Source organism: Streptomyces sp. NPDC022552 (assembly GCF_055561875.1).
The window spans coordinates 1-20,955 of sequence record NZ_JBVHGJ010000006.1; the positions used below are offsets into that span (position 1 = coordinate 1).

Sequence of the window (20,955 nt, forward strand, 5' to 3'; positions counted from 1 at the left end):
GCGGCTCCTCGCTGCCGAAGGACGAGGTCGACCGGATGCGCCAGGAGGCCGAGCAGTACGCGGACGAGGACCACCGCCGCCGCGAGGCCGCCGAGACGCGCAACCAGGGCGAGCAGCTCGTCTACCAGACGGAGAGGTTCCTCAAGGACAACGAGGACAAGGTCCCCGGTGAGGTCAAGACCGAGGTCGAGACCGCCGTCGCCGAGCTGAAGGAGAAGCTCAAGAGCAAGTCCGACGACGACACCACCACGGCCGGGATCCGTACGGCCACCGAGAAGGTCGCGGCCGTCTCCCAGAAGCTCGGCCAGGCCATGTACGCCGATACCCAGGCGGCGCAGGCCGCCGGCGGCGACGCCCCGCAGGGCGAGGCCAAGGCCGACGACGACGTCGTCGACGCCGAGATCGTCGACGACGAGGACGTGGAGAAGCGGAAGGGCGGCGGAGCCTGACGCCTGAGGCTCAGCCGAGCGACAGGCCGCGCTCCTCCAGGCTCTCCTGGAGCACACGCAGGGCCTTCGGGCCCACGCCGTGGAGGGCCGCGAGTTCGGCCCTCGGCACCCCGGCGAGCGCGTCGAGCGTGGTGTACCCGGCGCCGGTCAGCGCCCGCGTGGCGGGCGCACCGATCCCGTGCGGCAGGTCCGTGGCAGATTCCTCGGGCGTGGTCACCTGCTTGATGGTGCCACGCGGGTGCTCAGACCGGCAGGAGCTTGCCGATGAGATCACTCAGCTGCCGAGCGTTCCGGCACGGGCGCATGTCGACCAGTTCGGCGTAGGCGAGGGCGGCCGAATCCCCCGTCGGCCACAGTGCGGGCTGCTCGGGGTTGAGCCAGTGGACCCGGCGGGCCCGGTCCGCGATCCGCTTCAGCGCCGCGAGGTTCGGGTCACTCATGTTCGTACGGGCGTCGCCCAGGACGAAGACCACCGTGCGCGGGCCGACGGCGTCGGCGTACCGCTCGTCGAACTCGCCCAGCGAGGTCCCGTAGTCGCTCTGACCGTGCCATCCGGTCAGTACCGCCTCGTCGAGGATGCGCGCACCGAGCCCCGCCGGGTCCGCCGCGCCCCGCGCGATCAGATCGGTCACCTCGTCGACCCGGTTGACGAAGGCGAACACCCGCACCCTGCTGAACTGGTCGTGCAGCGCCTGCACCAGCAGCATGGTGAAGTTCGCGAACCCCGCGACGGACCCCGACACGTCGCAGAGCAGGACCAGTTCGGTGCGCGCGGGACGGCGGCGCCGCAGGACCGGCCGCATCGGTACGCCTCCGGTCGACAGCGAGCCGCGCAGCGTGCGCCGCAGATCGATCCGTCCGCGCGCGGCGCGCCGCCGCCGGGCCGCGAGGCGGGTCGCGAGCTTGCGCGCCAGCGGCCGCACCGTCGTCCGCAGCTCGTCGAGCTGAGCCCGGCCGGCGAGCAGGAAGTCGACACTGTCCGGCGTGCTCGCGACCGCGCGCCGTGCGACCCGGTCCCGGCCCTGCCGCTCGGCGACCCGACGCCGTGCCTCCGTCCGTACCCGCTCACGGAACGCCTCGATGCGCCGACGGATCTCGTCGTCCGTCAGCCGGTCGGTGAACTCCGGCCCGCCCACGGCCCCGTCGCGGAGCATGGCCCGTACGCGGGCGAGGAGTGTCTCCGGCCGGAGCCGGGCGAGAGTCTGGTACGAGGACCAGCCGTCCGAGCCCGGCGCGGAACCGTAGCCGCCGAGGCCGCCCACCGCCTCGCCCGCGAGCCGTGTCAGCGCCGAACCGTCGTCGGCGGCCAGGGCGGCGGCCAGTCGTTCCCGTAGCGCCGCCGTGTCGAACTCCCCGGCGGAAGAGGCGGAGGAGGCGGAAGGGTCGGAGCCGTCCGCGTCCGGGTGGGTGCTGGTCAGGGGAAAGTACAGGTCGAAGACGCGGTCGAAGAGCGGGCGCTGGCCCTCCATATGGAGCAGTGTGGCGGCGAGTGCCTCCCGCATCCGCTCCCGGTCGGTGAAGCCCACCGCCTCCAGGGCGTGCCCCGCGTCCACGCTCTCGCCCGTACCGATCGACAGGCCGTGCGCCCGCAGCGCGTGCACCAGACCGGTGAGCCGGTGCGTCACCCCGGCCGGCGCCGTGGTCACACCACGTCCAGGTCGAGCTTGGCGGCCGCCTTCTGGATGTCGTCCTGATGCTTGAGGATCACGCCCAGACTGTCGCGGACCACCGTCTCGTCCAGAGTGTCGGCGCCGAGGGCGAGGAGCGTCCGGGCCCAGTCGATGGTCTCCGCGACCGAGGGGACCTTCCGCAGGTCCATCGCGCGCAGCGCGCCGACCACCCGCACCAGCGACGCCACGAGCGCCGTGTCGAGCCCCGGCACCTTCGACGTCACGATCCGGCGTTCGAGCTCCTCCTCCGGGAAACCGATGTGGAGGAAGAGACAGCGGCGGCGCAGCGCCTCGGACAGCTCGCGGACGGCGTTGGAGGTGAGGACGACGAACGGGCGCCGGGTCGCGGTGATCGTGCCCAGCTCGGGCACGGTGATCTGGAAGTCGCTGAGCACTTCGAGGAGGAGCCCCTCCACCTCGATGTCGGCCTTGTCGGTCTCGTCGATGAGCAGCACGGTCGGCTCGGCGGAGCGGATGGCGGTGAGGAGCGGCCGGGGGAGCAGGAACTCCTCGCTGAAGATGTCCGTGCGCGTCTCGTCCCAGGACTCGTCGCGGCCCGCCGTGATGCGCAGCAGCTGCTTGGCGTGGTTCCACTCGTACAGGGCCCGCGACTCGTCGACGCCCTCGTAGCACTGGAGCCGTACGAGCCGGGCGTCGGCGACCTGGGCGACGGCCTTGGCCAGCTCGGTCTTACCCACCCCGGCCGGGCCCTCCACCAGCAGCGGCTTGCCCAGCCGGTCGGCGAGGAAGACGGTGGTCGCGACGGCGGGCGATGCCAGATAGCCGGTCGCGGCGAGCCGCTCGGCGACGTCATCGACGGAGCTGAAGTACCCGGTCGTCGTCATCGTTCCCCCAGGAGCCGCGTGGTTCCGTACTGGCCGGTAGCCATATGCGTACTGGATCAGTTCCCGCCGCGTTGCACAACCGTCCCGACCGCACGTGCGGCCAAGGTCACGGGCGCGACGGGCGGGCCCTCGAACGGCTCGCGGTCGATGCCCTCGTGCGCGCGGGAGTGGCAGCCAAACACCGGACGGGATCACCGGCGCGGCGTAGCGTAGGGGCGGAAAGATCTGGCTAAAGGATCACGGAATGTGATGGACTCCTGGTCCGGCCGGGGTGGCGCGCGGGCATGTCGCGCCGCTGGTCCAATGGGATGTGTGCGCTGCTCGGGGCCGTCGCGGCGGTGGAGGTGTCTTGTCGGAGCGAGCGGGGGAACAGGCCTCCCTGGCCGAGGAGCATGCGGCGGTCCTGGCCCGGCTGAAAGCCGCGACGGACGCCATCGAGGAGATCGGCTCGCACCCCGACGAGCGGAGCGTCTGCGAGGACCTGGCCGGGTTCCTCTGCCGCCACGGCTTCGAGGCGGCGGCCGTGGACGTCCGGCCCGAGGACGAGCCCGGCTGGTCACGTGTCGCGGTGGCGGGGGACCCCAAGCTCGTCGACCGGGTGGAGCCGTCGCAGGAGAAGGGGCCGCCACACACCTATGCGGACATGGCTCCCGGTGGCGTCCCCGTCCGTGTCGTGTCCGCGCCCCTGCAGTGGCAGGGCCGCGTCATCGGGTCCGTGAGCGCCGCGAGCGCCCGCGCCCACGACCTCGGCGAGCACGAGACCGCCACCGTCCACGACGCGGCGCGGCTCGCCGCCGTCCACCTGGGCCACGCCCGCCGGCTCGCCGCCACCGAGCGGACCGCCTTCCACCTCCAGCAGGCCCTGGTCGCCGAGCCGGGTCGGCCGCACCCCAATCTGGAGGTCGCGGGGCGCTACCTGCCGGTCGGCGCCCGGACGCTCGTGGGCGGCGACTGGTTCGAGAGCGTACGGCTCCACTTCGGCCGCAGTCTGCTCGTCGTCGGGGACGTGATGGGGCACGGCCTCGACGCCGCCGTCGACATGAACGCGTACCGCTCGGCCCTGCGCGACGTGGCCTCCACCGACCTGCCGCCGCACCGCGTGCTCCGCCAGCTCGACTCCGTCGTCGCCGACGACGGCGGACTGCGCCCCGCGACCTGTCTGCTGGTCCAGGTCGACCCGGCGCGCGGCTCGGCCACCTTCGCCAGCGCCGGCCACCTCCCGCCCGTCGTCTTCACCGCGGACGGCTCCGCGGACCTCGTCGACCTTCCCGTCGGTCCCCCGCTCGGTACCGGTGTCGGCGGCTACGAACCCGTGACCCGCACCCTCGTCCCCGCCGACACGCTCGTGCTCTTCACGGACGGCCTGGTCGAGCGGCGCGGCGAGGACATCGACGTCTCGCTCGCCCGGCTGTCCTCCCTGCGCGTGCGTCCCGGCTCCAGCCCCGAGGAGCTCGTCGAGGAGGTCCTCCAGCGGTTGGACGCCCACCGCGCGGAGGACGACGTCGCCGTCCTCGCGGCCCGCATCCGCGAGCGCTCGCAGTCGTAGTCGGACGGCCGCGGCACTGCGCGGACGGGGTGCGGGTGCGCCCGGGCCGGGCGCGTTCACCCGGACGCCCCGGCCCCCTTGCCGTCGTCCCGTCCAGGCCATCGCATGGATACCGGGAGGCGGTCCACCCGCGCCCGCCCATGCCGGCGAGCCCTCGCCGGCATGACGCCCGGCAGGACGAAGGGACCGCTGTGTACGTGCGCACGCTGTATGCGACAGGAGATCCGGCCAAGCTCGACGCCGCGGTCGACACGATCGCCTCCGAAGGCCGCGCCCTGGTGTCGGAACAGCCGGGTTTCCGGGGCATGGGGCTGTTCGTCGACCGGGAGCTCGGCAAGCTCCTGACGGCCACGTGGTGGGAGGACGAGAGCTCCCGCGACACCAGCGACGAACTGCTGCGCGAGCGGCGGGCCGAGCAGCTCGCGCCGTTCGCCCAGACCGTGGCTGTCGACAACTGGGAGGCGGCGGTAGCCCGGCCGCCGCGGTCCGTCGGACCCGGAGCGTGGTTCCGGCTGGCACGCCTGGAGTTGGACCCCGCTGCAACGGACGCCCTGGCGGAGGTCTTCCGGGACATGGCGCTCCCGAGGATGGAGGCCCTGTCCGGGTTCGAGGGCGGATCCCTGCTCGTGGACCGCGCCAGGGGCCGGGCGAGTGTGGGCGTCGTCTGGAGCGACCGCGAGGCACTCGCGGCCTCCCGCGCCGGAGTGGCGGCGATCAGGGGCGAGGCCACCGCGAAGGCGCGCGTGATCACGAGGAGCGTCGAGGAGTTCGAGGTGGTCTACGCCGGAGTCGCCCCGCCCTCCTGAACGCGTGGCGCTTCCGCCGGCTCGTTCCTCGGCATCCCGACCTGACCGCACCGACCGGCCAGATCGCATCGACCGCATCGACCGCATCGACCGCATCGATCGCATCGATCGCATCGACCGCGTCGACCGCCCCGATCGGCCCGACCGCCCCCGAACGGCGCTCGCCATGCGGCGCGTTGTGAGACGGCGGATGCCGTGTGTGACCAGGAACGGCCGGTTTTCACGCCTCGGCGCGATTCTTTCCGCCGGACGCTTGTGCAAGGCCCTTCGTCCCGGCACGCTCCTGGGTATGAACACCGCCCGGCACGCCAGTGAACGCCTGATGAGCTGGCCCTCGCTGGCCCCCGGCCGCGCCCAGTGCGGCGCCGAGCTCGGGCTGCGTAGCGCGACGCACGACATCGTGCACTTCCACGGCGAGCACGAGGCCGACGTCCACCTCACCCGAGCCATGATCGCGAAACTGCGTCCCGCCCTCCTCGGGTCGAGCGCCGTGCGACTGCGCGCCGGTTCGGGGTGGGTGACGGTCCGTCTGGACATGGGATCCGACATCGACCTGCTGGCGACTTTGGTCAGCGCCGCGCTCCAGGCCTCCTCCGGCCGACCGGACGGCGCACCGGACGGCTGCACACGCACCTGCCTCACGTCCGCCCGATCCTGAACCCCACCGGCACAGGGGCGGGTGCGCTCACGAACGGCCCGCCCACCCCACCCCACCGACGAGCCCCGACCCCCATTCGGCGGCATGTCGGAGGGTTCCCCCGTCCGGACGGGTACTCCCCGTGGCATGCCCCCCACTCCCGGTGCGCCCCACGACGGTGCCCCCACCGAGCACGGCCACTGGTTCCGCAGGCTCCACCGGTCCATCCTCACCTCGGTCGTGGGCCTCGCCTGGAACCGCGGCCGCGAGGTGGAGCTGATGCACCGCGCCATGGGCTTCGCGGCGCTCAGCCTCCTCACGCTCGTCCCGCTGCTCATCGTCATCGCCGCCGCCGACCTCGCCAGCGGCCAGGGCTTCGCCCGCTGGCTGATCCAGGGGCTCGGCGTCTCCGAGGTGTCCCAGGAGGAGGTCGAACAGCTCTTCGGCAAGCCGGGGCAGGCCCTGCAGCGCACCACGGCCTTCGGTCTCGCCGCCCTCGCCGCGTTCGGGGTGACCTTCGGCTCCGCCGTCCAGACCGGCTACGAACGCGTCTGGGACCTGCCCACCGCCCGCTGGCACACCATGTGGCGCCACGTCGTCTGGCTCGCTGTCCTCGTCGTGGCGCTCCTCCTCTTCGTCACCGCCCCCGTGCCCGCGCAGTCCTCCACGGCGACCGTCGTCCTCGTCGCCGTCAGCGACGTCACCGGCGCCTTCCTGTTCTTCTGGTGGTCGCAGCGCTTCCTCCTCTGCGGACGCATCCGCTGGCGCGCCCTCGCCCCAGGGGCGGTCTGCACGGCCCTGGGGCTGTTCGGGCTGCGGATCTTCTCCCAGTTCGTCTTCTCGCCGCTGATCGCCTCCAACGCCTTCACGTACGGACAGTTCGGCACCGTCCTCGTGCTGCAGTCCTGGCTCGTCGGCGTCGGCTTCGTGGTCTACGGCGGGGCCCTCGTCGGACGCCTCATCCACGAACACCTGGTCCTGCGCCACATCGACCGGCTTCCGGCCGAGCTTCCGGTCGAGCTTCCGGACGACCACGTGTGACGCCATGCCCGACCGGGGCCGGCTCGCATGCCGCCCCGTACCGGACGGGTCCGCCGGCTCCGTGATCACACGATCCGGTGGAGATGATCGCGAGGCGCGGGGGCGCGGTGGCGCGACCGGTTGGATGGAGACGATCCACCCGGTCCGTCGAAAGAGAGCTGACCCATGGCGAACACCTGGCTGCCGCCCGCCGAGTACATCGCGACGCTGCCGAGGGCGACGGCGTACGCCTGCCTGTACTTCACCGACACCGACGGCCGGCCCTTCCAGCTGCGCGCCACCTACAGCACCGAGCTGTGGCAGTGGCCCGGCGGCAACATGGACCCGGGGGAGACGCCGTGGCAGACCGCGGTCCGCGAGTGCCACGAGGAGACCGGGATCGTCTTCGAGGGCGAGCCGAGGCTCCTCGGCACCCACTTCGTCTCCGACCGGGGTGAGGAGTGGCCCGCCAATCACATCGGATTCATCTTCGACGGCGGCGTCCTGACGGACGAACAGCTCGCCGGGGTCGTCCTCGACCCGGACGAGCACAGCGAGTTCCGCATCCGCAGCCTCGCCGAGTGGGAGCGGGAGATGTCGCCGGTGAGCTTCGCCCGGCTCGCCGAGATCGACCGCGCACGGCGGGCCGGCACGACCGTGTACGTGGAGACGGGCGTCGACCTCTGAGAACGGACCGCCCGGCGGGGACGACAGAGGTACGGCCCCGCCGGGCGTCCTCCCTCAGGCCCGGCAGCCGACCGGGTGGTTGATGTCGAGCACGAGGCGCTCGGGGGAGTGGAGCGTGCGGACCTTGTAGACGGGCTTGGTGTCGAAGGCCGCCCCGATGCTCACCACACCCTCGAAGTCGCCGGTGAGGGCGACGCCCTTGAGCGTCGGCAGATAGATCTTCAGGAGCCGGGGGCCCTGGTAGACGGACCGGCCGGACTCGTCGTGTGCGGCGGCGGGGGAGAGCCTGATCTCCAGGAAGTACTTTCCCGCGAGCGGAACCCGCTGGCCCGAGCCGTCGTAGTGGAGTGCCGAGACCGGCGTCACGGTGACCGGGGGCATCGCACCCCGGACGTCGAGGACGAGCCGGTCGAAGGTGGCGTGCCCGCCCCAGCGGGCGTTGACCACGAGGGCGGTCGAGGGTGGGGCCGCCGCCCCTGACCGCTCCGTGGAGGCGCCGGCGGGGATCGTGGCACCGATCCCCGCGGCCAGAACGATGCCGGCGGCCATGGCCGCGAGGCTCTGACGGTGAAGCATGACGTCCCCCATCTCTGCTGCTGTGGGGACAAGAGGTGTCACTGGGGAAGACATCCACCACAACCATACGGTTGCAGTGGATTTGGTAGGAATTGTTGTGATGAGGAGTGCGCGTTCCGTTCACATGGGTCGCGGACCGTAACCCCTCGGCTTCTCGGCAGTTGACCAGGGCATGAAGAAGCGCAGCATGCTCGCCATCGCCTCCCTCGCCGCCGGTGTCGTCACGGCTCTCGTCACCCCGCCGCCGCACGCCTCCGCTGCCGACCACGGCGCGACCGGCACCACCGGTCTCCTGCAGAGCGACACTCCGGTCGGCCCCCTGCTGGACGAAGCCGCCCCGCTCGTCGCCGACACCCTCCCCCAGACGCCGGACGCCGGCGGACTGATGTGACCCTCCGAAGGGCAGCCCGTGCGCGCGCAGCGTGAGCGGGAATGACAGGATGTCCCCATGAGCAACAACGTTTACTTCGACATCACGATCAACGACGAGCCCGCGGGCCGCATCGTCTTCAAGCTGTTCGACGACGTCGTCCCGAAGACGACGAAGAACTTCCGTGAGCTCGCCACCGGCGAGCACGGCTTCGGCTACGCCGGCTCCCCGTTCCACCGCGTCATCCCCGAGTTCATGCTCCAGGGTGGCGACTTCACCAACCAGAACGGCACCGGCGGCAAGAGCATCTACGGTGAGAAGTTCGCCGACGAGAACTTCGACCTCAAGCACGACCGGCCGTACCTGCTGTCGATGGCGAACGCGGGCCGCAACACCAACGGCTCCCAGTTCTTCATCACCACGGTCCTGACCCCGTGGCTCGACGGCAAGCACGTCGTCTTCGGTGAGGTCGTCGAGGGCCAGGACCTGGTCAAGAAGATCGAGTCCCTCGGCTCCCGCTCCGGCGCGACCAGCGCCAAGATCGCCGTTGCCGCGTCCGGCGTCGTCGAGGCCTGAGCCGATACCGATCCGTATGGACCGCCCCCGCAGAGCACCACGCGGGGGCGGTCAACCGTTTCCGGTGGGACTCCGCCCGAGGGGCCGTCGGTGTCGTCGCTGGTACCCGCCGCGGTCACCCTGAACCACGAACCGGCTTACGCCGGCTTCCCGCGCAGCCTCGCCGAGCGCACCTTCCGCGACCTGCGGCACTGGAGCACACCCCGGCGCGGCGTGCACTTCATGGCCCACGAGGAACCCGAGCAGGTCGCCGCCGAACCGCGCACCTTCTTCCGCCCGCTGAGGTGAGCACCGGGTGGTCGCGAAGGACCGGTGCCACGGCCGGGGTCAGTCCCGGTCGACGGCCAGGGCGCGCGCCAGCGCCTCCGCGAACCCGTCCGGATTGTCGAGCATCAGGTTGTGTCCGGCCTCGGGCACCTCGAACACCGGGACGCCGAGCGTGCGCATCCGCTCGGCGTCCGCGTCCGGGAGGCTGTACTCGCCGACCATGAAGGCACGCGGCAGATCGAGCCCGGCCAGCAGATCGCCCTCCGGCGGCGAGGCACCCTCGACCAGCGCGACCGCGCTGCGGTGGACCGCGAGCGGATCGGCGAGGCGCAACCGCGCCGCGTAGTCCGGCCGGTCCACGGAGGCCACCATCCGCGCGAAGCCGTCCCGGACGAAGGACTCCTCGTCCTGGGCGGCGACCGGCGTGCTGAACACGCCCCCGCCCGGATACAGATTCGGCTCCGCCACCACGAGCCGCCCGACCAGGTCCGGCCGGGAGGCCGCCAGCCGGACGGCCACCGCCCCGCCCATCGAGTGCCCGACCAACTCCACGCCCGCCGAGCCCCGATGCTCCAGGATCCGCGCCACGACGGCGGCCTGCGCCGCCATGCCGTAACCGAAGTCCCGGGGCCGGTCGCTCAGTCCGTAGCCGAGCAGGTCCACGAGCAGCGCGGAGCCGCCCCGCAGCGCGGGATGCGTCGCCACATGGGCGAAGTCGGACGCCCCCGTGCAGCCGAGGCCGTGCAGGAAGACCCGCACGGGCCCCTCCCCGGGGAGCTCGATCCATCTGATGTGCGCCCGCACGTCCGCAAGGAACAACTCCCGCACGACCGACCCCCGTACCGTTCTTCTCGTCCCGACCCGATCACCCTACGGGGCGGCACCGACAGTCCCGGCTCAGGACTCCTCGCCGCCCTCCCCGTACCGGCGCTCGAACTTCGCGACCCGTCCCTCGGTGTCCACCGTCCGCGCCTTGCCCGTGTAGAACGGGTGGCTCTCGGAGGAGATCTCGACATCGACCACGGGATAGGTGTTGCCGTCGTCCCACTCGATGGTCTGCTCGCTCGTCGCCGTGGACCGGGTGAGGAAGGCGAACCCGGCGGTGCGGTCGCGGAAGACCACGGGGCGGTACTCCGGCTGCTTGTCCTGCTGCACGCGTCCTCCTCGGGCTGCCATGTCTGGTGTCCCCAGCCTCTCCGCCCCCGGCCCCGCCGACCAGCGCCACGGGCCGACCGGGTGAGGGCGCCCGGCCGGCCGACGGCGGCCGCCCTCGGCCACGGCAGCCGCTCAGTGCGTCCAGCGGGCCGCGAGCAGAACGGCGATGTCGTCCGGGCGGTCGGTGGCCTGCCGGGCGTCCCGGATCAGCCGGTCCGCCGTCTCCGTGAGGGGGATCGCGCCCGTGACGGCGAACGTACGGCGCAGCCACTCGACGCCCTCGTCGATGTCCCGGCCCGGGCGCTCCACCAGGCCGTCGGTGTACAGGGCGAGGACGGCCCCCGGCTCCAGGTGCAGTTCGGTGACCGGATACGTGGCCTCGGTGTCGATCCCCAGGACCAGACCGCCGGCCAGCTCCAGGACCTCGGTCGTCCCGTCCGGGCGCCGCAGCAGCGGCTGGGGATGCCCGGCGCGGACGGCCTTGACCACACCCGTCGCAGGGTCGAGCACCGCGTAGCAGCAGCTGGCGAACTGCCCGGGATCGAGGTCGATCAGCAGCCGGTTGGTGCCCTTCAGCACGTCCTCGGGGGACTGGTCCGCGAGGGCGAAGGCCCGTACCGCGCTGCGCAGCTGCCCCATCGTCGCCGCGGCGGCGACACCGTGGCCCTGGACGTCGCCGACCACCAGGGCCAGCAGCCCCCGCCCGATCTCGATGACGTCGTACCAGTCGCCGCCCACGTCCATGCCCTTCGTACCGGGCAGGTAGCGCGCCACGGTGTCCACGTGGTCGAGGACCGGCAGCCGCGTCGGGAGCAGCGCGTCCTGCAGCCCCCGCGCCAGCGCCGACTCGCTGTCGTACCGCCGGGCGCGCTCCAGGGCCTGCGCGATGAGCCCGGCCAGCGCGGTCAGGACCGTACGCTCCTCCGGACTGAAGCCGCGCGGCCGGTCGAAGCCGAGGATGCACGAGCCGACCGGCCGGCCCGAGGCGATGAGCGGCAGAAAGGCCCGTGCGCCGGTGAGCGCGTCCAGCGGAACGTCCGGATACGCCAGGGACATCTGCTCGATCGACTCGAAGAACAGCGGTCGGCCGGTGGTGAGCGCCTCGACGCCCGGCAGCCGGGCGTCGAGACCCACTCCGTCGAAAGGCTCGAGGAAACCGGCCGGGAACCCGGTCTCCCACGCGAGGTAGAGATGACGATCGCTCAGCAGATAGATCGCCAGCTGCCGCCCGCCGAACGCGGGCAGCAGCTCGTCGGTGACCACCGCCGACACCTGGCGGGCCGTCACCGCCTCGGTCAGCGCGATGGCGAGCGCCACCGGCCGGTACAGCGCCGACGCCCGGTCCGCCGGTGAGCCGAGACCGGTGTCCGGCTGGGCGACGGACTCCGGTTGATAGGCGGGGTCGCTCTCGGGGAGCAGCACCACCGTGACGCCGTCGTGGCCCGGGTAGAGCGATACCGAAAGCCATTCGCCGTCGGCCGTGTGGGCCAGGAAGTGCACGGGCTCGTCGGAGAGCAGGGCCGCGCGCAGATTCTCCTCGTACGCGGGATTGCCGAGCCACGGCAGGGCGTCCCAGATGCCCCGCCCGGCAAGTGACGAGCGGGGTCGGCCGAGGAGCGCCTCGGTGAGATGGTTCACGTAGGTGATCCGACCCAGGCGGTCGATGGCGATGATGGCCCGTGGCAGCCGGTCTGTGGCGTCGGAGCCGACCAGGCCGGTACCGAGGTCGACCAGGGAGCCCTTCAGCCGCCCCGGGCGATCGCCCGCGGCGCGGGCGGAGACCTCCAGGAGGTGGAGCCCGCCGTCGGGCCCTTTGAGCCGGATCCGGCGTGCCACCTGCGCCCCCGACTCGGCCGCGCGGCGGGCCATGGTCCACAGCGCGTAACTGTCCTCGGGCGCGAGGCGCGCGGTCAGCGCCTCCATGGTCCCGGGGAACGGGTCGTCGGAGCTCTCACCGATGATCGCCCGCAGCCCGGCGTCGGCGGTGACGATTCCGCTGGTCAGGTCCCAGTCGAAGTAGCCGATGCGGACGGGCTTCGTACCGCCCGAGGGAAGCTGGACACACACCGGCTCATCGGGCCATTCGACGACGGTGCCGCTCTCGGAGAGCTCCATGAGGACGTTCCCGAGGCGGCGCGCCTCCCGTGCCATCCGCATCCGGTCCCGGGTGTTCACCGGCACGCCGGGACTCGGCGTGCGCAGCACCACGAGCACCCCGAAGCGTTCCCGGCCGCTGACGATCGGCACGTACAGGGAGGCGAAGGGGAAGGGGAGGCTCGCCACGAGCTGGGGGAACTGGCGCATCGCCTCCTCGACGTCGGCGAGGTGCACCGGCTGGCCCGAACGGTGGGCCTCGGCCACCGGGAACGGACGATTCACATGCATGCGCCACCAGGGCCGGAACAGCTCGCCGGGGAGCCCGGCGAGCACCGCCATGCGGAGCAGGTCCGGAGTCCCGGAGCGCAGGTAGACCGCGCCGGCGTAACCGCCGACCGCCTCGATCGACCGGAGCGCGCCCTCGGCCAGAACCAGAGGCAGCGCGTCGAGCAGCCGCCCGTCGGCCTCCACGTTCTCAGGAACGTCCCCGGTCCGGGCCGACGGGGCGGGGCCGGCCTCGCGGTGCGACGTCACACAGCCAGCATGCTCCCCGGCCGTGCGGCTCCGCATCTCGGGTGGTCGCGCGGCGCCTCGCCCCGGTCACGCCGGGTCACGCCTCTGTGCGGGCCCCGCGGTCTGCGCGACCATGGGCGGGGAGAGGCAGGTGGCATGGACGCTCCGTGATGACCGCGGTGCTCGAGATACGTACGCCCGGCGCCGGCCGCCGCGCCTGGGCCTTCGCCACCGACCGGCGGGCCCTGGGCGCCGGGGCGGGCGCGGCGCTCGCGCTCGGTGCGGTGGGAGGCGCCACGGTCGGCGGCGCGGGGGGTGCCGGTGTGGGCGGGGCTGGCCGGGGTGCTCGTCGTCTCCGTGACGGCGGAGCGGCAGCGCCCACCCGGAGAGTGAACGCGCGGCCGATCCGGGTAGGTTCGGGGCACGCGACGGATCTTGACGAGGAGCAGCACCCGTGACCAGCGACCCGCGCATCTCGCCGCCCCACTTCGGCAGCGAACGCGAAACCCTCCGCGCCTTTCTCGACCACCAGCGCGCGACGCTCGCCATGAAGTGCGAGGGGCTCGACGACGACCAGCTGAAGGACTCGTCGATGCCGCCGTCCACGCTGTCGCTGCTCGGCCTCGTCCGGCACATGGCCGAGGTGGAACGCGCCTGGTTCCGCCGGGTCTTCGAGGACGGCGAGGCTCCGATGGTCTGGTCCGACAAGACCGACTTCCAGGCCGCCTACGACGCGAGCCGGTCGACCCGCGCCGAGGCCTTCGCCGCCTGGGAGGCCGAGGTCGAGACCTCCCGGCGGATCGAGCGTGAGGCCGCGTCCCTGGACCTGGCGGGACACCAGCCCCGCTGGGGCGAGGACGTGTCGCTGCGGATGGTGATGGTGCACGTCCTGCTCGAGTACGGCCGCCACAACGGGCACGCGGACCTCCTCCGCGAGGGCGTCGACGGAACCGTCGGCGCCTGAGCTGGCACCGGCTTCCGGCCGGTGGGAGCCTGGCAGGAGGGGCCCGATCGGCCGAGGAGTGACGATGGGCGCAGCTCCCGCAGCCGCGCACGTGGACGAGGCAGCCTTCCAGGAGCTGGAGCGAACGTTCTCCGGCAGGCTCGTCCGCCCCGGCGACCCCGCCTACGACGACGCCCGGAGCATCTGGAACGGGTCCATCAGCAAGTTCCCCGCCCTCATCGCGTACTGCACCGGGGTCGCCGACGTCGCCGCGGCGCTGGACAGCGCGACGCGCAGTGGACTGCCGGTCGCGGTACGGAGCGGAGGCCACAGCTTCCCCGGCCAGTCACTCGCCGACGGCGGCCTCGTCATCGACCTGTCGGCCATGAACGGCATCCGCGTCGACCCGGTGAACCGTACGGTCAGAGCCCAGGCAGGCGTCCTGCTAGGGGCGCTCGACCGCGAGACGCAGCACTTCGGGATGGCCGTGCCCGCGGGGATCGTGACGCACACCGGACTCGCCGGGCTGACCCTCGGCGGAGGGATCGGCTGGCTGATGCGCAAGTACGGGCTCACGGTCGACCAACTGCTCTCCGCCGACATGGTCACCGCCGACGGCACCTTCGTCACGGCGAGCGAGAGCCACGAGCCCGAACTCTTCTGGGGTCTGCGCGGCGCGGGCAGCAACTTCGGCGTCGTCACCGAGTTCGAGTTCCGGCTCAACCCGGTGGGACCCACCGTGCTCGCCGGCCCGATCCTGTGGCCGCTGGAAGAGGCACCGCACGTGCTCGCCTTCTACCGCGAGTGGATCACCGACGTCCCTGACGAGCTGACCACCATCGTCGTCCACCGCAAGGCCCCGCCTCTCCCGGCGATCCCGCCCGAACTGCACGGCAGGCCCGTCATCGCGGTGATCAGCTGCTACGCCGGTGACATCGAGACCGGCCAGCGGGTTCTCCGGCCGCTGCGGAGCTTCGGGACGCCGCTCCTCGACCTCTGCGCGCCCAAGCCGTTCCTCCAGCACCAGTCCATGTTCGACCCGTCGTTCCGCCCGGGCTGGTGGTACTACGTCCGCTCCTGCGACATCGAGCGGCTCGACGACGAGGTCATCGGCATCAGCGCGGCCCACGCCCTGCAGCTCACGTCCCCGCTCTCGACGTGCAACATCTTCCACCTGGGTGGTGCGGTCGCCCGCGTGGGTGAGGACGAGACCGCGTGCAGCGGGCGGGGCGTGGGCCACACGTTCAACATCAACGGCAACTGCTTCGACGCCGAGGGCTTCGACGACGAGCGGGCCTGGGCGCGTGCCTGGTGGTCCGCCTTGGAGCCGTACCACGCGGGCGTCTACGTCAACTTCCTCATGGACGAGGGCGCGGCCCGCGTCGAGCAGGCGTACGGGCCCGACAAGCTCCGCCGGCTGCGCGCCCTCAAACGGGAGTACGACCCCGGCAACGTCTTCCGCTCGAACCAGAACATCGCCCCGGCGGCCTGACCTCACGGGCGCGACCGGGCGAGTGTCAGTGCCGGGTGCGATGCTGCCGGGTATGGACGAGCTGATGAGAGGGCGTGTGTACGGCGCCGACCATGACGATCCCCATCCCGGCCCCAGACCCGGGCACGTCTACCGCGAGCTGGTGGCCGGACCCCTGGACGGCCTCCTGCTCGACGTCACGGGATGGACCACGCGACAGCTCGAGGAGGGGGCCGCCCTCGCCACGGAGATCGGCTCCTACGGCCCGGGCGGCCACGCCCGGTACGGACCCCGGGAAGGCGACGCCGTCCACTGGGACTGGGAGGGCGACACCCGCTAGCTCGCCGGGGCGTGTCAGGGGTCCGGCCGCTCACGTCCCCGACGGCCGCGGCTGCTCCGGCGGAACCGAGCTCTCGGCAACCGCCATCCACTGGTCCAGGTCGGTCTGGGTGAACTCTGCCCATGGTGGGATTCCGGGGAGCCGGCGAAGGAGGTCGTAGGCCTCGGGGATCTGGGCTCCGCGGAGGACCGGGCAGTGGCAGCCGGCGATGACCTCGGCGTTCAGGCGTTGGAAGTCGGTGACGACCGTCCCGAACTTCTGGGAGTCCAGCAGGGCGACCCAGGGGGAGACCAGGCGTCCGCCGAAGAGCTGGCCGTCGCGGAATTCGTCCGGCGACAGCGCCGCCATTTCGGGCACAGGGGTTGGCACGTTCGTGGCGAAGGTGTCCACGGCCCACAGGACGTTGGCCTTCGGGTCGAAGAGGGCGCGGGTTGTGGGGTTGTCGTACAGAGGCGGTCGCTTGGCGACCAGGGTGCGATCGCCCGCGTCGATCGTGTCGCCGTCGGTCATGAAGCGGCACCGGTTGATGGGGGTCTCCCACTCCTCGGCCATGCGGCCGATGGAGAACCATGTCGTCAGCAGGGTCGCGTTCGGGCATTCCGCGAGGACCGCCAGGAGGTTGCCGGCGTGGTCGCGGTCGTCGTGGGTGAGGAAGATCCACCGGACGTCCAGGGGATCCACGACGGACCAGGCTGCCTCCAGCCACTGGGAGCGCACCGCGGGCGCCCCGGTGTCCACGAGGACCGGTTCGGCTCCCCGGATCACCATCGAGTTCATCGGGAAGTGGCCGACCGGCGGGGCCTCAAGGGCCCACGGGATGACGAACGTCTCCTCGGCGATCTTGTACGGCTGCAGAAGGTCGAAACTCTCCACGGTTGCCATCGCTGCTCTCCCTAGGCCGGAGTCGCTGCAGCGTCCATGAATCCAGTGCAGACCCGTGCCGGACTGTCGTCAAACGCAGAACGAGTGACGGTCGGCTGCGGTGAGCGACGAAGGGTGCGCGGTCTGGCCCGGTCGGCCCCCGGCCACGGAAGGCCGAGCGTCTCTGCGTACTCCCGGCTGCCGCCCCTGACCTGGGCGAAGGTGGTCCGTGGCCGGGGCGGCAGATCAGGGAGGGCGTAGTCGTACAGGGAAGGCCGAGGGGTGAGCACGCCGCGCTCGTCCGGGGCGCTCACAGGGCGGGGCAGGACATCCGGCCGGCCCCGGCCGGTCGCGCGAGTGGAGGGAACGGGCGTGGGGTCACTTGCCGCTGTCCTCAGCGAGCGTGTGCGCGACGAGGGCGTTGGCGTGGCCGTGTCCGAGGCCGTGCTCGGTCTTCAGCCAGGAGACGAGCTCCATGTGCCTGGTCAGCGGCGAGGAGCGGATCAGCTCCTTCCACTCGGCGATCGGGCGGCCGTACTTCTTCTCGATCGAGGGGAAGTAGCTCGCGGGGCCCTTCACTGCGTCAGCCATGGCGTCCTGTTCCTGTCATGTCGTTGCGGTGTGTTCTCGTACGTAGGACCGGATGTGCCGCGTGAAGTGATCGGTTGAGGCGTGTGACGTGGGTCACGGGGGAGTGGCGCCGGCCGGAGTCCCGGACTCCGGCCGGCGCCGGGCGTCACAGCGCCGGGTGGGCGTTCTTCAGCAGTTCCTGGAACTGGGCCGAGAACCACTTCCCGGACAGCGGCGCGTCCCCGAGCGCGCCCGACATGCTGTTGCCGTTACGGGCGTTGCCCGTGTACGTCGGGTCGCACATGCGGTCGAAGCCCTTGCCCTCGTCGTTCGGGATCTCCTTGCTCGCGCCGTCCGACTCGCCCGGCGGCTTCATCCAGACGTACGCGTCGATGCCGGCGGCCGGAGCCGCCTGTGGGCGTTCGCCGAGGCCCGCGCCCGACTGGTTGCACCAGTTCCCCAGGTGGATGCGCCGGTCGTAACGGCCGCCGTTCACATAGGTGTTGACGTCCGTCAGCGCTCCGGGCCCGGAGGGGCGTGCCGTGCCGCCCCAGCCGTTGCGGGAAGTGTCGATCAGCATCCCGAGGTTGGAGTCGAAGCCGAGCGAGACGAGCTTGGCCCGCATCGCCTGGGCGTAGGACAGCTCATCGGTGTACCGGTTCCAGTCCACCCACTTCGACTGGCGCACCGACACCCCGTTGACGGAGCCGTCGATCGTGAAGTGGTCCTCCTTCAGCGCGCTGTAGTTGGCCGTGTTGACGATGAAGCCGTGCACCTTGGCGAGCGTCGAGCCCTCGGCCTGGGCGGCCGTCCTGAAGAGTTCGGCGGAGGCGCCGAAGTTGTCGTCCCAGCCGAGCCAGCCGTGGTGGCCCGCGTCCACGTAGTTGTAGACGTTGGCGATCGAGCCCAGCTTGTTCAGCGCGTAGCCCACGCCCTTGATGTAGTTGCCATTGGCCTTCATCACATCGCAGTTGGCGGTGGCCGTCGGGCGGCCCGACACGTTGGTCACCAGGTTCGGCAGCGAGTCGATCTCGACCGTCGTGACGATCCGCAGGCCCGCGTACTTCGGGTCGGCCAGGATCGCGGCGATGGGGTCGATGTACTGGGTCTTGTACCGGTCGATCTCGGTCGGGCCCAGTTCGCCGTTGGACGCGAGCGCCGCGCAGTCCCGGCCCGGCAGGTTGTAGATCACCAGCTGGACGACGAGCTCGCCGCCGCCCTTCTGCGTGAGTGCCGCGTCGAGGTGGTCGCGCAGTCCCATGCCGCCGTTCACGCCGGCGATGGCGGCCGTACGATCCAGCCAGACGCCGGTCGGCTGGTTGGAGACCTTGGTGCCGCCCGGCTCTGCGGCGGCCTTGGCCGACCACTCCGGATTCACGTACACCTTGGCGCCGGCGTACGGGTTGTCGGTCTTGGAGCCGGCCGGCGGCGGCGTGGTCGGTGGCGTCGTCGGGGGAGTGGTCGGCGGGGTCGTCGGCGGCTGGGTGGCGCCGTTGCAGACGACTCCGTTGAGCGTGAAGGTCGCGGGGACGGCGTTGGTGCCGGTGTGGGAGCCGTTGAAGCCGAAGGAGGTCGAGCCGCCCGTGGCCAGGCTGCCGTTGTACGAGACGTTCCTGGCCGTCACGGCGGCGCCGGACTGGGTGAGCGTGGCGTTCCAGCCCTGGGTGACCTGCTGGCCGTTCGCGTAGGACCACTCCAGGGTCCAGGAGCCGAGCGGGTCACCGGTGTTGGTGACGGTGACGTTGGCCCCGAAGCCGGTGTTCCACTGGTTCGTGACCTGGTAGTCGACCCGGCAGCCGGCCGCGGCCGCCCCGGCCGTGCTGCTCATGACGGTGGCGGTGGCGCCGGTGGCCGTGATCAGCCCGATCGCCGCCAGCAGGGCGGTACGGCTCGTCGCGCGGCTGGTGGTACGGATGGTGGTGCGGCTCATGTCGTGGTGTGCCTTTCAGTTCAGGGCGCGCAGACGGTCGCGCAGCCCGATGCCGAATGTGGTGGGTGTGCCGTCGTACGAGGTGATCAGGGCCGGCCCCGAGGAGCAGTTCCAGGTGTTCCAGGTCCAGCCGAGATACGAGAGCCCGCGGTCGTCGAACCACTTCATGACTCGGTCGATGAACGCGTGGCCGCAGGTGTTCTCGCCGATCTCGCCCGCGACGAGGGGAACCTGCGCGGCGACCGGGGCGAGCGTGCGGTCCCAGCACGTCTCGTCGGAGCAGGTGTTGAAGTTGTAGACGTGCCAGGCGGCGGCCAGATTGCCCGCCGGGTCGGTGGGGCGGTGCCCGAGCCACTGGCTCAGATCGTTGGAGTACGCGATGCCCGGCACGAGTAAGAGGTTCCGGGCGCCCGTCGCGCGGACCGCGTCCAGGAGGTCCTGCATGCCGGCGACCTCGTAGCCGATGCCGGGGCAGGTGCCACCGTCGCGCCAGCAGCTCCAGGCCTGGGCGGCAGTGGAGGCCGCCCGGTCGGGATAGGGCTCGTTGAACAGGTCGAAGACGACCCGGCGGTCGTTCTTGAAGGTGTCGGCGACCGAGGTCCAGAAGGCCGGCGTGTACCGGGCGTTCGGCATCGGCTTCTGGCAGGAGGCATGGACGTCGGAGCAGCCCGCCGAATTGCCGGTGTACAGCCCGTAGGTCCAGTGCAGTTCGACGATCGGGGTCATGCCGTGCGCGAGTACGCGCTCGACGAGCCCCTTCACGGCGTCGATGTAGTTCGTGCCCCGGTACTCGGGCTTGACGTTCTCCAGGCCCAGCCAGCACTCCTCGTTGAGCGGGATGCGGACGGTGTTGGCCTCCCACTCCGCGATGGCACGGACGGACGCGTCGTCGACCGGGCCGTCGAAGAAGCCGTGGCCCTGGACGCACATGAACTCGCCCCCCGAGCGATTGACGCCGAGCAGCCGGCGGTTCGCGCCGTTCTGGTCGGTGAGCCGGGTGCCGGCGACGCTCAGTTCGGGCGCACCGGAGACGGGGTCGGGCGGGTCGGTGGGATCAGTGGGGGTGGGAGTCGGGGTCGGGGTGGGGGTGGGGTTCGGCCCCGGGGCGACATCGCAGGGCGTCCCGTTGAGCGTGAAGGACGTGGGCGCGGTGTTGGCGCCCGACCAGGAGGCGATGAACCCGGCCGTGACGCCGGCGCCCGTGCCCAGAGAGCCGTTCCAGCTCTCGTTGACGGCCGTGGCCCTCGCGCCGGACTGGGACCACTTGGCGCCCCAGCCCTGACCGACCTTCTGTCCGGCCGGGAAGTCGAAACCGACGCTCCAGCCGTTCAGCGCGGCACTGTTGTTGGTCACGGTGACGGAACCCTGGAAGCCGTCGGTCCACTGGCCGACGACCTCGTACTTCACCGTGCAGAGAGGTGCGGCCACTGCTCCTGAGGCCGAACCGGCGACGGCGAGAGCGGTGCTCGCCATCGTGAGCGCCGCTCCCGCGAGCAGCGCCGACAGACGTGGGGGATGTCGCATGAGCGACTCCTTGCAGCGAGGGCGCGTCCTCACGACGCGCCGACTGACGGAATCGCTCCCACTGGTGGGGCCAGACCGTAGCGCCAACTGGCCTCAAGCAAA

At 71.7% G+C, this 20,955-nt stretch carries 23 protein-coding genes; 12 read left to right on the plus strand and 11 right to left on the minus strand.

The genetic code is table 11. From position 1 onward, the window contains the following. Positions 1-449, plus strand: a 449-nt coding sequence (locus ACZ3OF_RS17690) for an Hsp70 family protein (RefSeq protein WP_467305420.1), incomplete at its 5' end; no start/stop codon positions are given. Between the two features lie 10 nt (positions 450-459). On the opposite strand, the gene ACZ3OF_RS17695 is transcribed toward ACZ3OF_RS17690, so the two are convergent. The 3 genes from ACZ3OF_RS17695 to ACZ3OF_RS17705 are packed head-to-tail and all read right to left on the minus strand — an operon-like array spanning position 460 to position 2,964. Next, positions 460-666: a helix-hairpin-helix domain-containing protein gene (locus ACZ3OF_RS17695; RefSeq protein ID WP_361682082.1), complete on the minus strand. Its 207-nt coding sequence runs from the start codon at positions 664-666 to the stop codon at positions 460-462. A 25-nt stretch (positions 667-691) separates the two neighbouring features. Continuing rightward, positions 692-2,095, minus strand: coding sequence for a vWA domain-containing protein (locus ACZ3OF_RS17700; RefSeq protein WP_467305423.1), 1,404 nt, complete (start codon positions 2,093-2,095; stop codon positions 692-694). Continuing rightward, entirely contained in the window at positions 2,092-2,964 is an 873-nt protein-coding gene (locus ACZ3OF_RS17705) for an AAA family ATPase (protein WP_467305426.1), read from the minus strand. The genes ACZ3OF_RS17700 and ACZ3OF_RS17705 overlap by 4 nt, the downstream gene beginning before the upstream one ends. 349 nt (positions 2,965-3,313) lie before the next feature. On the opposite strand from ACZ3OF_RS17705, the gene ACZ3OF_RS17710 reads away from it, so the two are divergent. From ACZ3OF_RS17710 to ACZ3OF_RS17730, 5 genes are all read left to right on the plus strand, one after another. Beyond that, entirely contained in the window at positions 3,314-4,510 is a 1,197-nt protein-coding gene (locus ACZ3OF_RS17710; protein ID WP_467305428.1) for a PP2C family protein-serine/threonine phosphatase, read from the plus strand. Between the two features lie 197 nt (positions 4,511-4,707). Beyond that, positions 4,708-5,316, plus strand: a complete 609-nt coding sequence (locus ACZ3OF_RS17715) for a hypothetical protein (RefSeq protein ID WP_361682091.1) — start codon at positions 4,708-4,710, stop codon at positions 5,314-5,316. A gap of 289 nt (positions 5,317-5,605) precedes the next feature. Then, complete coding sequence (locus tag ACZ3OF_RS17720; protein WP_361682093.1) at positions 5,606-5,974, plus strand: luciferase domain-containing protein; 369 nt, start codon at positions 5,606-5,608, stop codon at positions 5,972-5,974. 126 nt (positions 5,975-6,100) lie between these two features. Then, entirely contained in the window at positions 6,101-6,994 is an 894-nt protein-coding gene (locus ACZ3OF_RS17725; RefSeq protein WP_361682096.1) for a YhjD/YihY/BrkB family envelope integrity protein, read from the plus strand. 165 nt (positions 6,995-7,159) lie between these two features. Beyond that, positions 7,160-7,660: an NUDIX domain-containing protein gene (locus ACZ3OF_RS17730; protein ID WP_361605979.1), complete on the plus strand. Its 501-nt coding sequence runs from the start codon at positions 7,160-7,162 to the stop codon at positions 7,658-7,660. Between the two features lie 54 nt (positions 7,661-7,714). On the opposite strand, the gene ACZ3OF_RS17735 is transcribed toward ACZ3OF_RS17730, so the two are convergent. Then, positions 7,715-8,236: an AMIN-like domain-containing (lipo)protein gene (locus tag ACZ3OF_RS17735; RefSeq protein WP_467305434.1), complete on the minus strand. Its 522-nt coding sequence runs from the start codon at positions 8,234-8,236 to the stop codon at positions 7,715-7,717. Positions 8,237-8,408: 172 nt separating this feature from the next. Between ACZ3OF_RS17735 and ACZ3OF_RS17740 the strand changes: the two genes are divergently transcribed. The 3 genes from ACZ3OF_RS17740 to ACZ3OF_RS17750 all read left to right on the plus strand — a co-directional run bounded on the left by ACZ3OF_RS17740 (position 8,409) and on the right by ACZ3OF_RS17750 (position 9,470). Continuing rightward, positions 8,409-8,627, plus strand: coding sequence for a hypothetical protein (locus ACZ3OF_RS17740; protein WP_361682105.1), 219 nt, complete (start codon positions 8,409-8,411; stop codon positions 8,625-8,627). A gap of 57 nt (positions 8,628-8,684) precedes the next feature. Next, complete coding sequence (locus ACZ3OF_RS17745; protein WP_361445852.1) at positions 8,685-9,182, plus strand: peptidylprolyl isomerase; 498 nt, start codon at positions 8,685-8,687, stop codon at positions 9,180-9,182. Positions 9,183-9,272: 90 nt separating this feature from the next. Continuing rightward, on the plus strand, positions 9,273-9,470 hold the full coding sequence (locus ACZ3OF_RS17750) for a hypothetical protein (RefSeq protein ID WP_467305438.1): 198 nt from the start codon (positions 9,273-9,275) through the stop codon (positions 9,468-9,470). Between the two features lie 39 nt (positions 9,471-9,509). Here the strand turns inward: ACZ3OF_RS17750 and ACZ3OF_RS17755 are convergent, their stop codons facing one another. The 3 genes from ACZ3OF_RS17755 to ACZ3OF_RS17765 form a co-directional block, all read right to left on the minus strand. Next, a complete protein-coding gene (locus ACZ3OF_RS17755) occupies positions 9,510-10,277 on the minus strand; it encodes an alpha/beta fold hydrolase (protein WP_361682111.1) in 768 nt (255 codons plus the stop codon). A 69-nt stretch (positions 10,278-10,346) separates the two neighbouring features. Continuing rightward, on the minus strand, positions 10,347-10,604 hold the full coding sequence (locus ACZ3OF_RS17760) for a type B 50S ribosomal protein L31 (protein WP_361445846.1): 258 nt from the start codon (positions 10,602-10,604) through the stop codon (positions 10,347-10,349). A gap of 132 nt (positions 10,605-10,736) precedes the next feature. Then, positions 10,737-13,235, minus strand: a complete 2,499-nt coding sequence (locus ACZ3OF_RS17765) for a SpoIIE family protein phosphatase (protein ID WP_361682114.1) — start codon at positions 13,233-13,235, stop codon at positions 10,737-10,739. 433 nt (positions 13,236-13,668) lie between these two features. Here ACZ3OF_RS17765 and ACZ3OF_RS17770 point away from each other — a divergent pair, with 433 nt between their 5' ends. From ACZ3OF_RS17770 to ACZ3OF_RS17780, 3 genes are all read left to right on the plus strand, one after another. Continuing rightward, positions 13,669-14,178: a DinB family protein gene (locus ACZ3OF_RS17770; RefSeq protein ID WP_467305443.1), complete on the plus strand. Its 510-nt coding sequence runs from the start codon at positions 13,669-13,671 to the stop codon at positions 14,176-14,178. A gap of 64 nt (positions 14,179-14,242) precedes the next feature. Beyond that, entirely contained in the window at positions 14,243-15,649 is a 1,407-nt protein-coding gene (locus tag ACZ3OF_RS17775) for an FAD-binding oxidoreductase (RefSeq protein WP_361682122.1), read from the plus strand. A 52-nt stretch (positions 15,650-15,701) separates the two neighbouring features. Then, on the plus strand, positions 15,702-15,968 hold the full coding sequence (locus tag ACZ3OF_RS17780) for a hypothetical protein (protein WP_361682125.1): 267 nt from the start codon (positions 15,702-15,704) through the stop codon (positions 15,966-15,968). A gap of 30 nt (positions 15,969-15,998) precedes the next feature. On the opposite strand, the gene ACZ3OF_RS17785 is transcribed toward ACZ3OF_RS17780, so the two are convergent. The 4 genes from ACZ3OF_RS17785 to ACZ3OF_RS17800 all read right to left on the minus strand — a co-directional run bounded on the left by ACZ3OF_RS17785 (position 15,999) and on the right by ACZ3OF_RS17800 (position 20,853). Then, positions 15,999-16,850: an MBL fold metallo-hydrolase gene (locus ACZ3OF_RS17785; RefSeq protein ID WP_361675794.1), complete on the minus strand. Its 852-nt coding sequence runs from the start codon at positions 16,848-16,850 to the stop codon at positions 15,999-16,001. Between the two features lie 357 nt (positions 16,851-17,207). Then, positions 17,208-17,420 carry a DUF4287 domain-containing protein gene (locus ACZ3OF_RS17790; protein WP_361675791.1) on the minus strand — a complete coding sequence of 71 codons (213 nt, stop codon included), beginning with the start codon at positions 17,418-17,420 and terminating at the stop codon, positions 17,208-17,210. Positions 17,421-17,565: 145 nt separating this feature from the next. After that, positions 17,566-19,329, minus strand: a complete 1,764-nt coding sequence (locus tag ACZ3OF_RS17795; protein WP_361675789.1) for a glycoside hydrolase family 6 protein — start codon at positions 19,327-19,329, stop codon at positions 17,566-17,568. Positions 19,330-19,344: 15 nt separating this feature from the next. Next, positions 19,345-20,853: a cellulase family glycosylhydrolase gene (locus ACZ3OF_RS17800; RefSeq protein ID WP_361675786.1), complete on the minus strand. Its 1,509-nt coding sequence runs from the start codon at positions 20,851-20,853 to the stop codon at positions 19,345-19,347. Between the last annotated feature and the right edge of the window lie 102 nt (positions 20,854-20,955).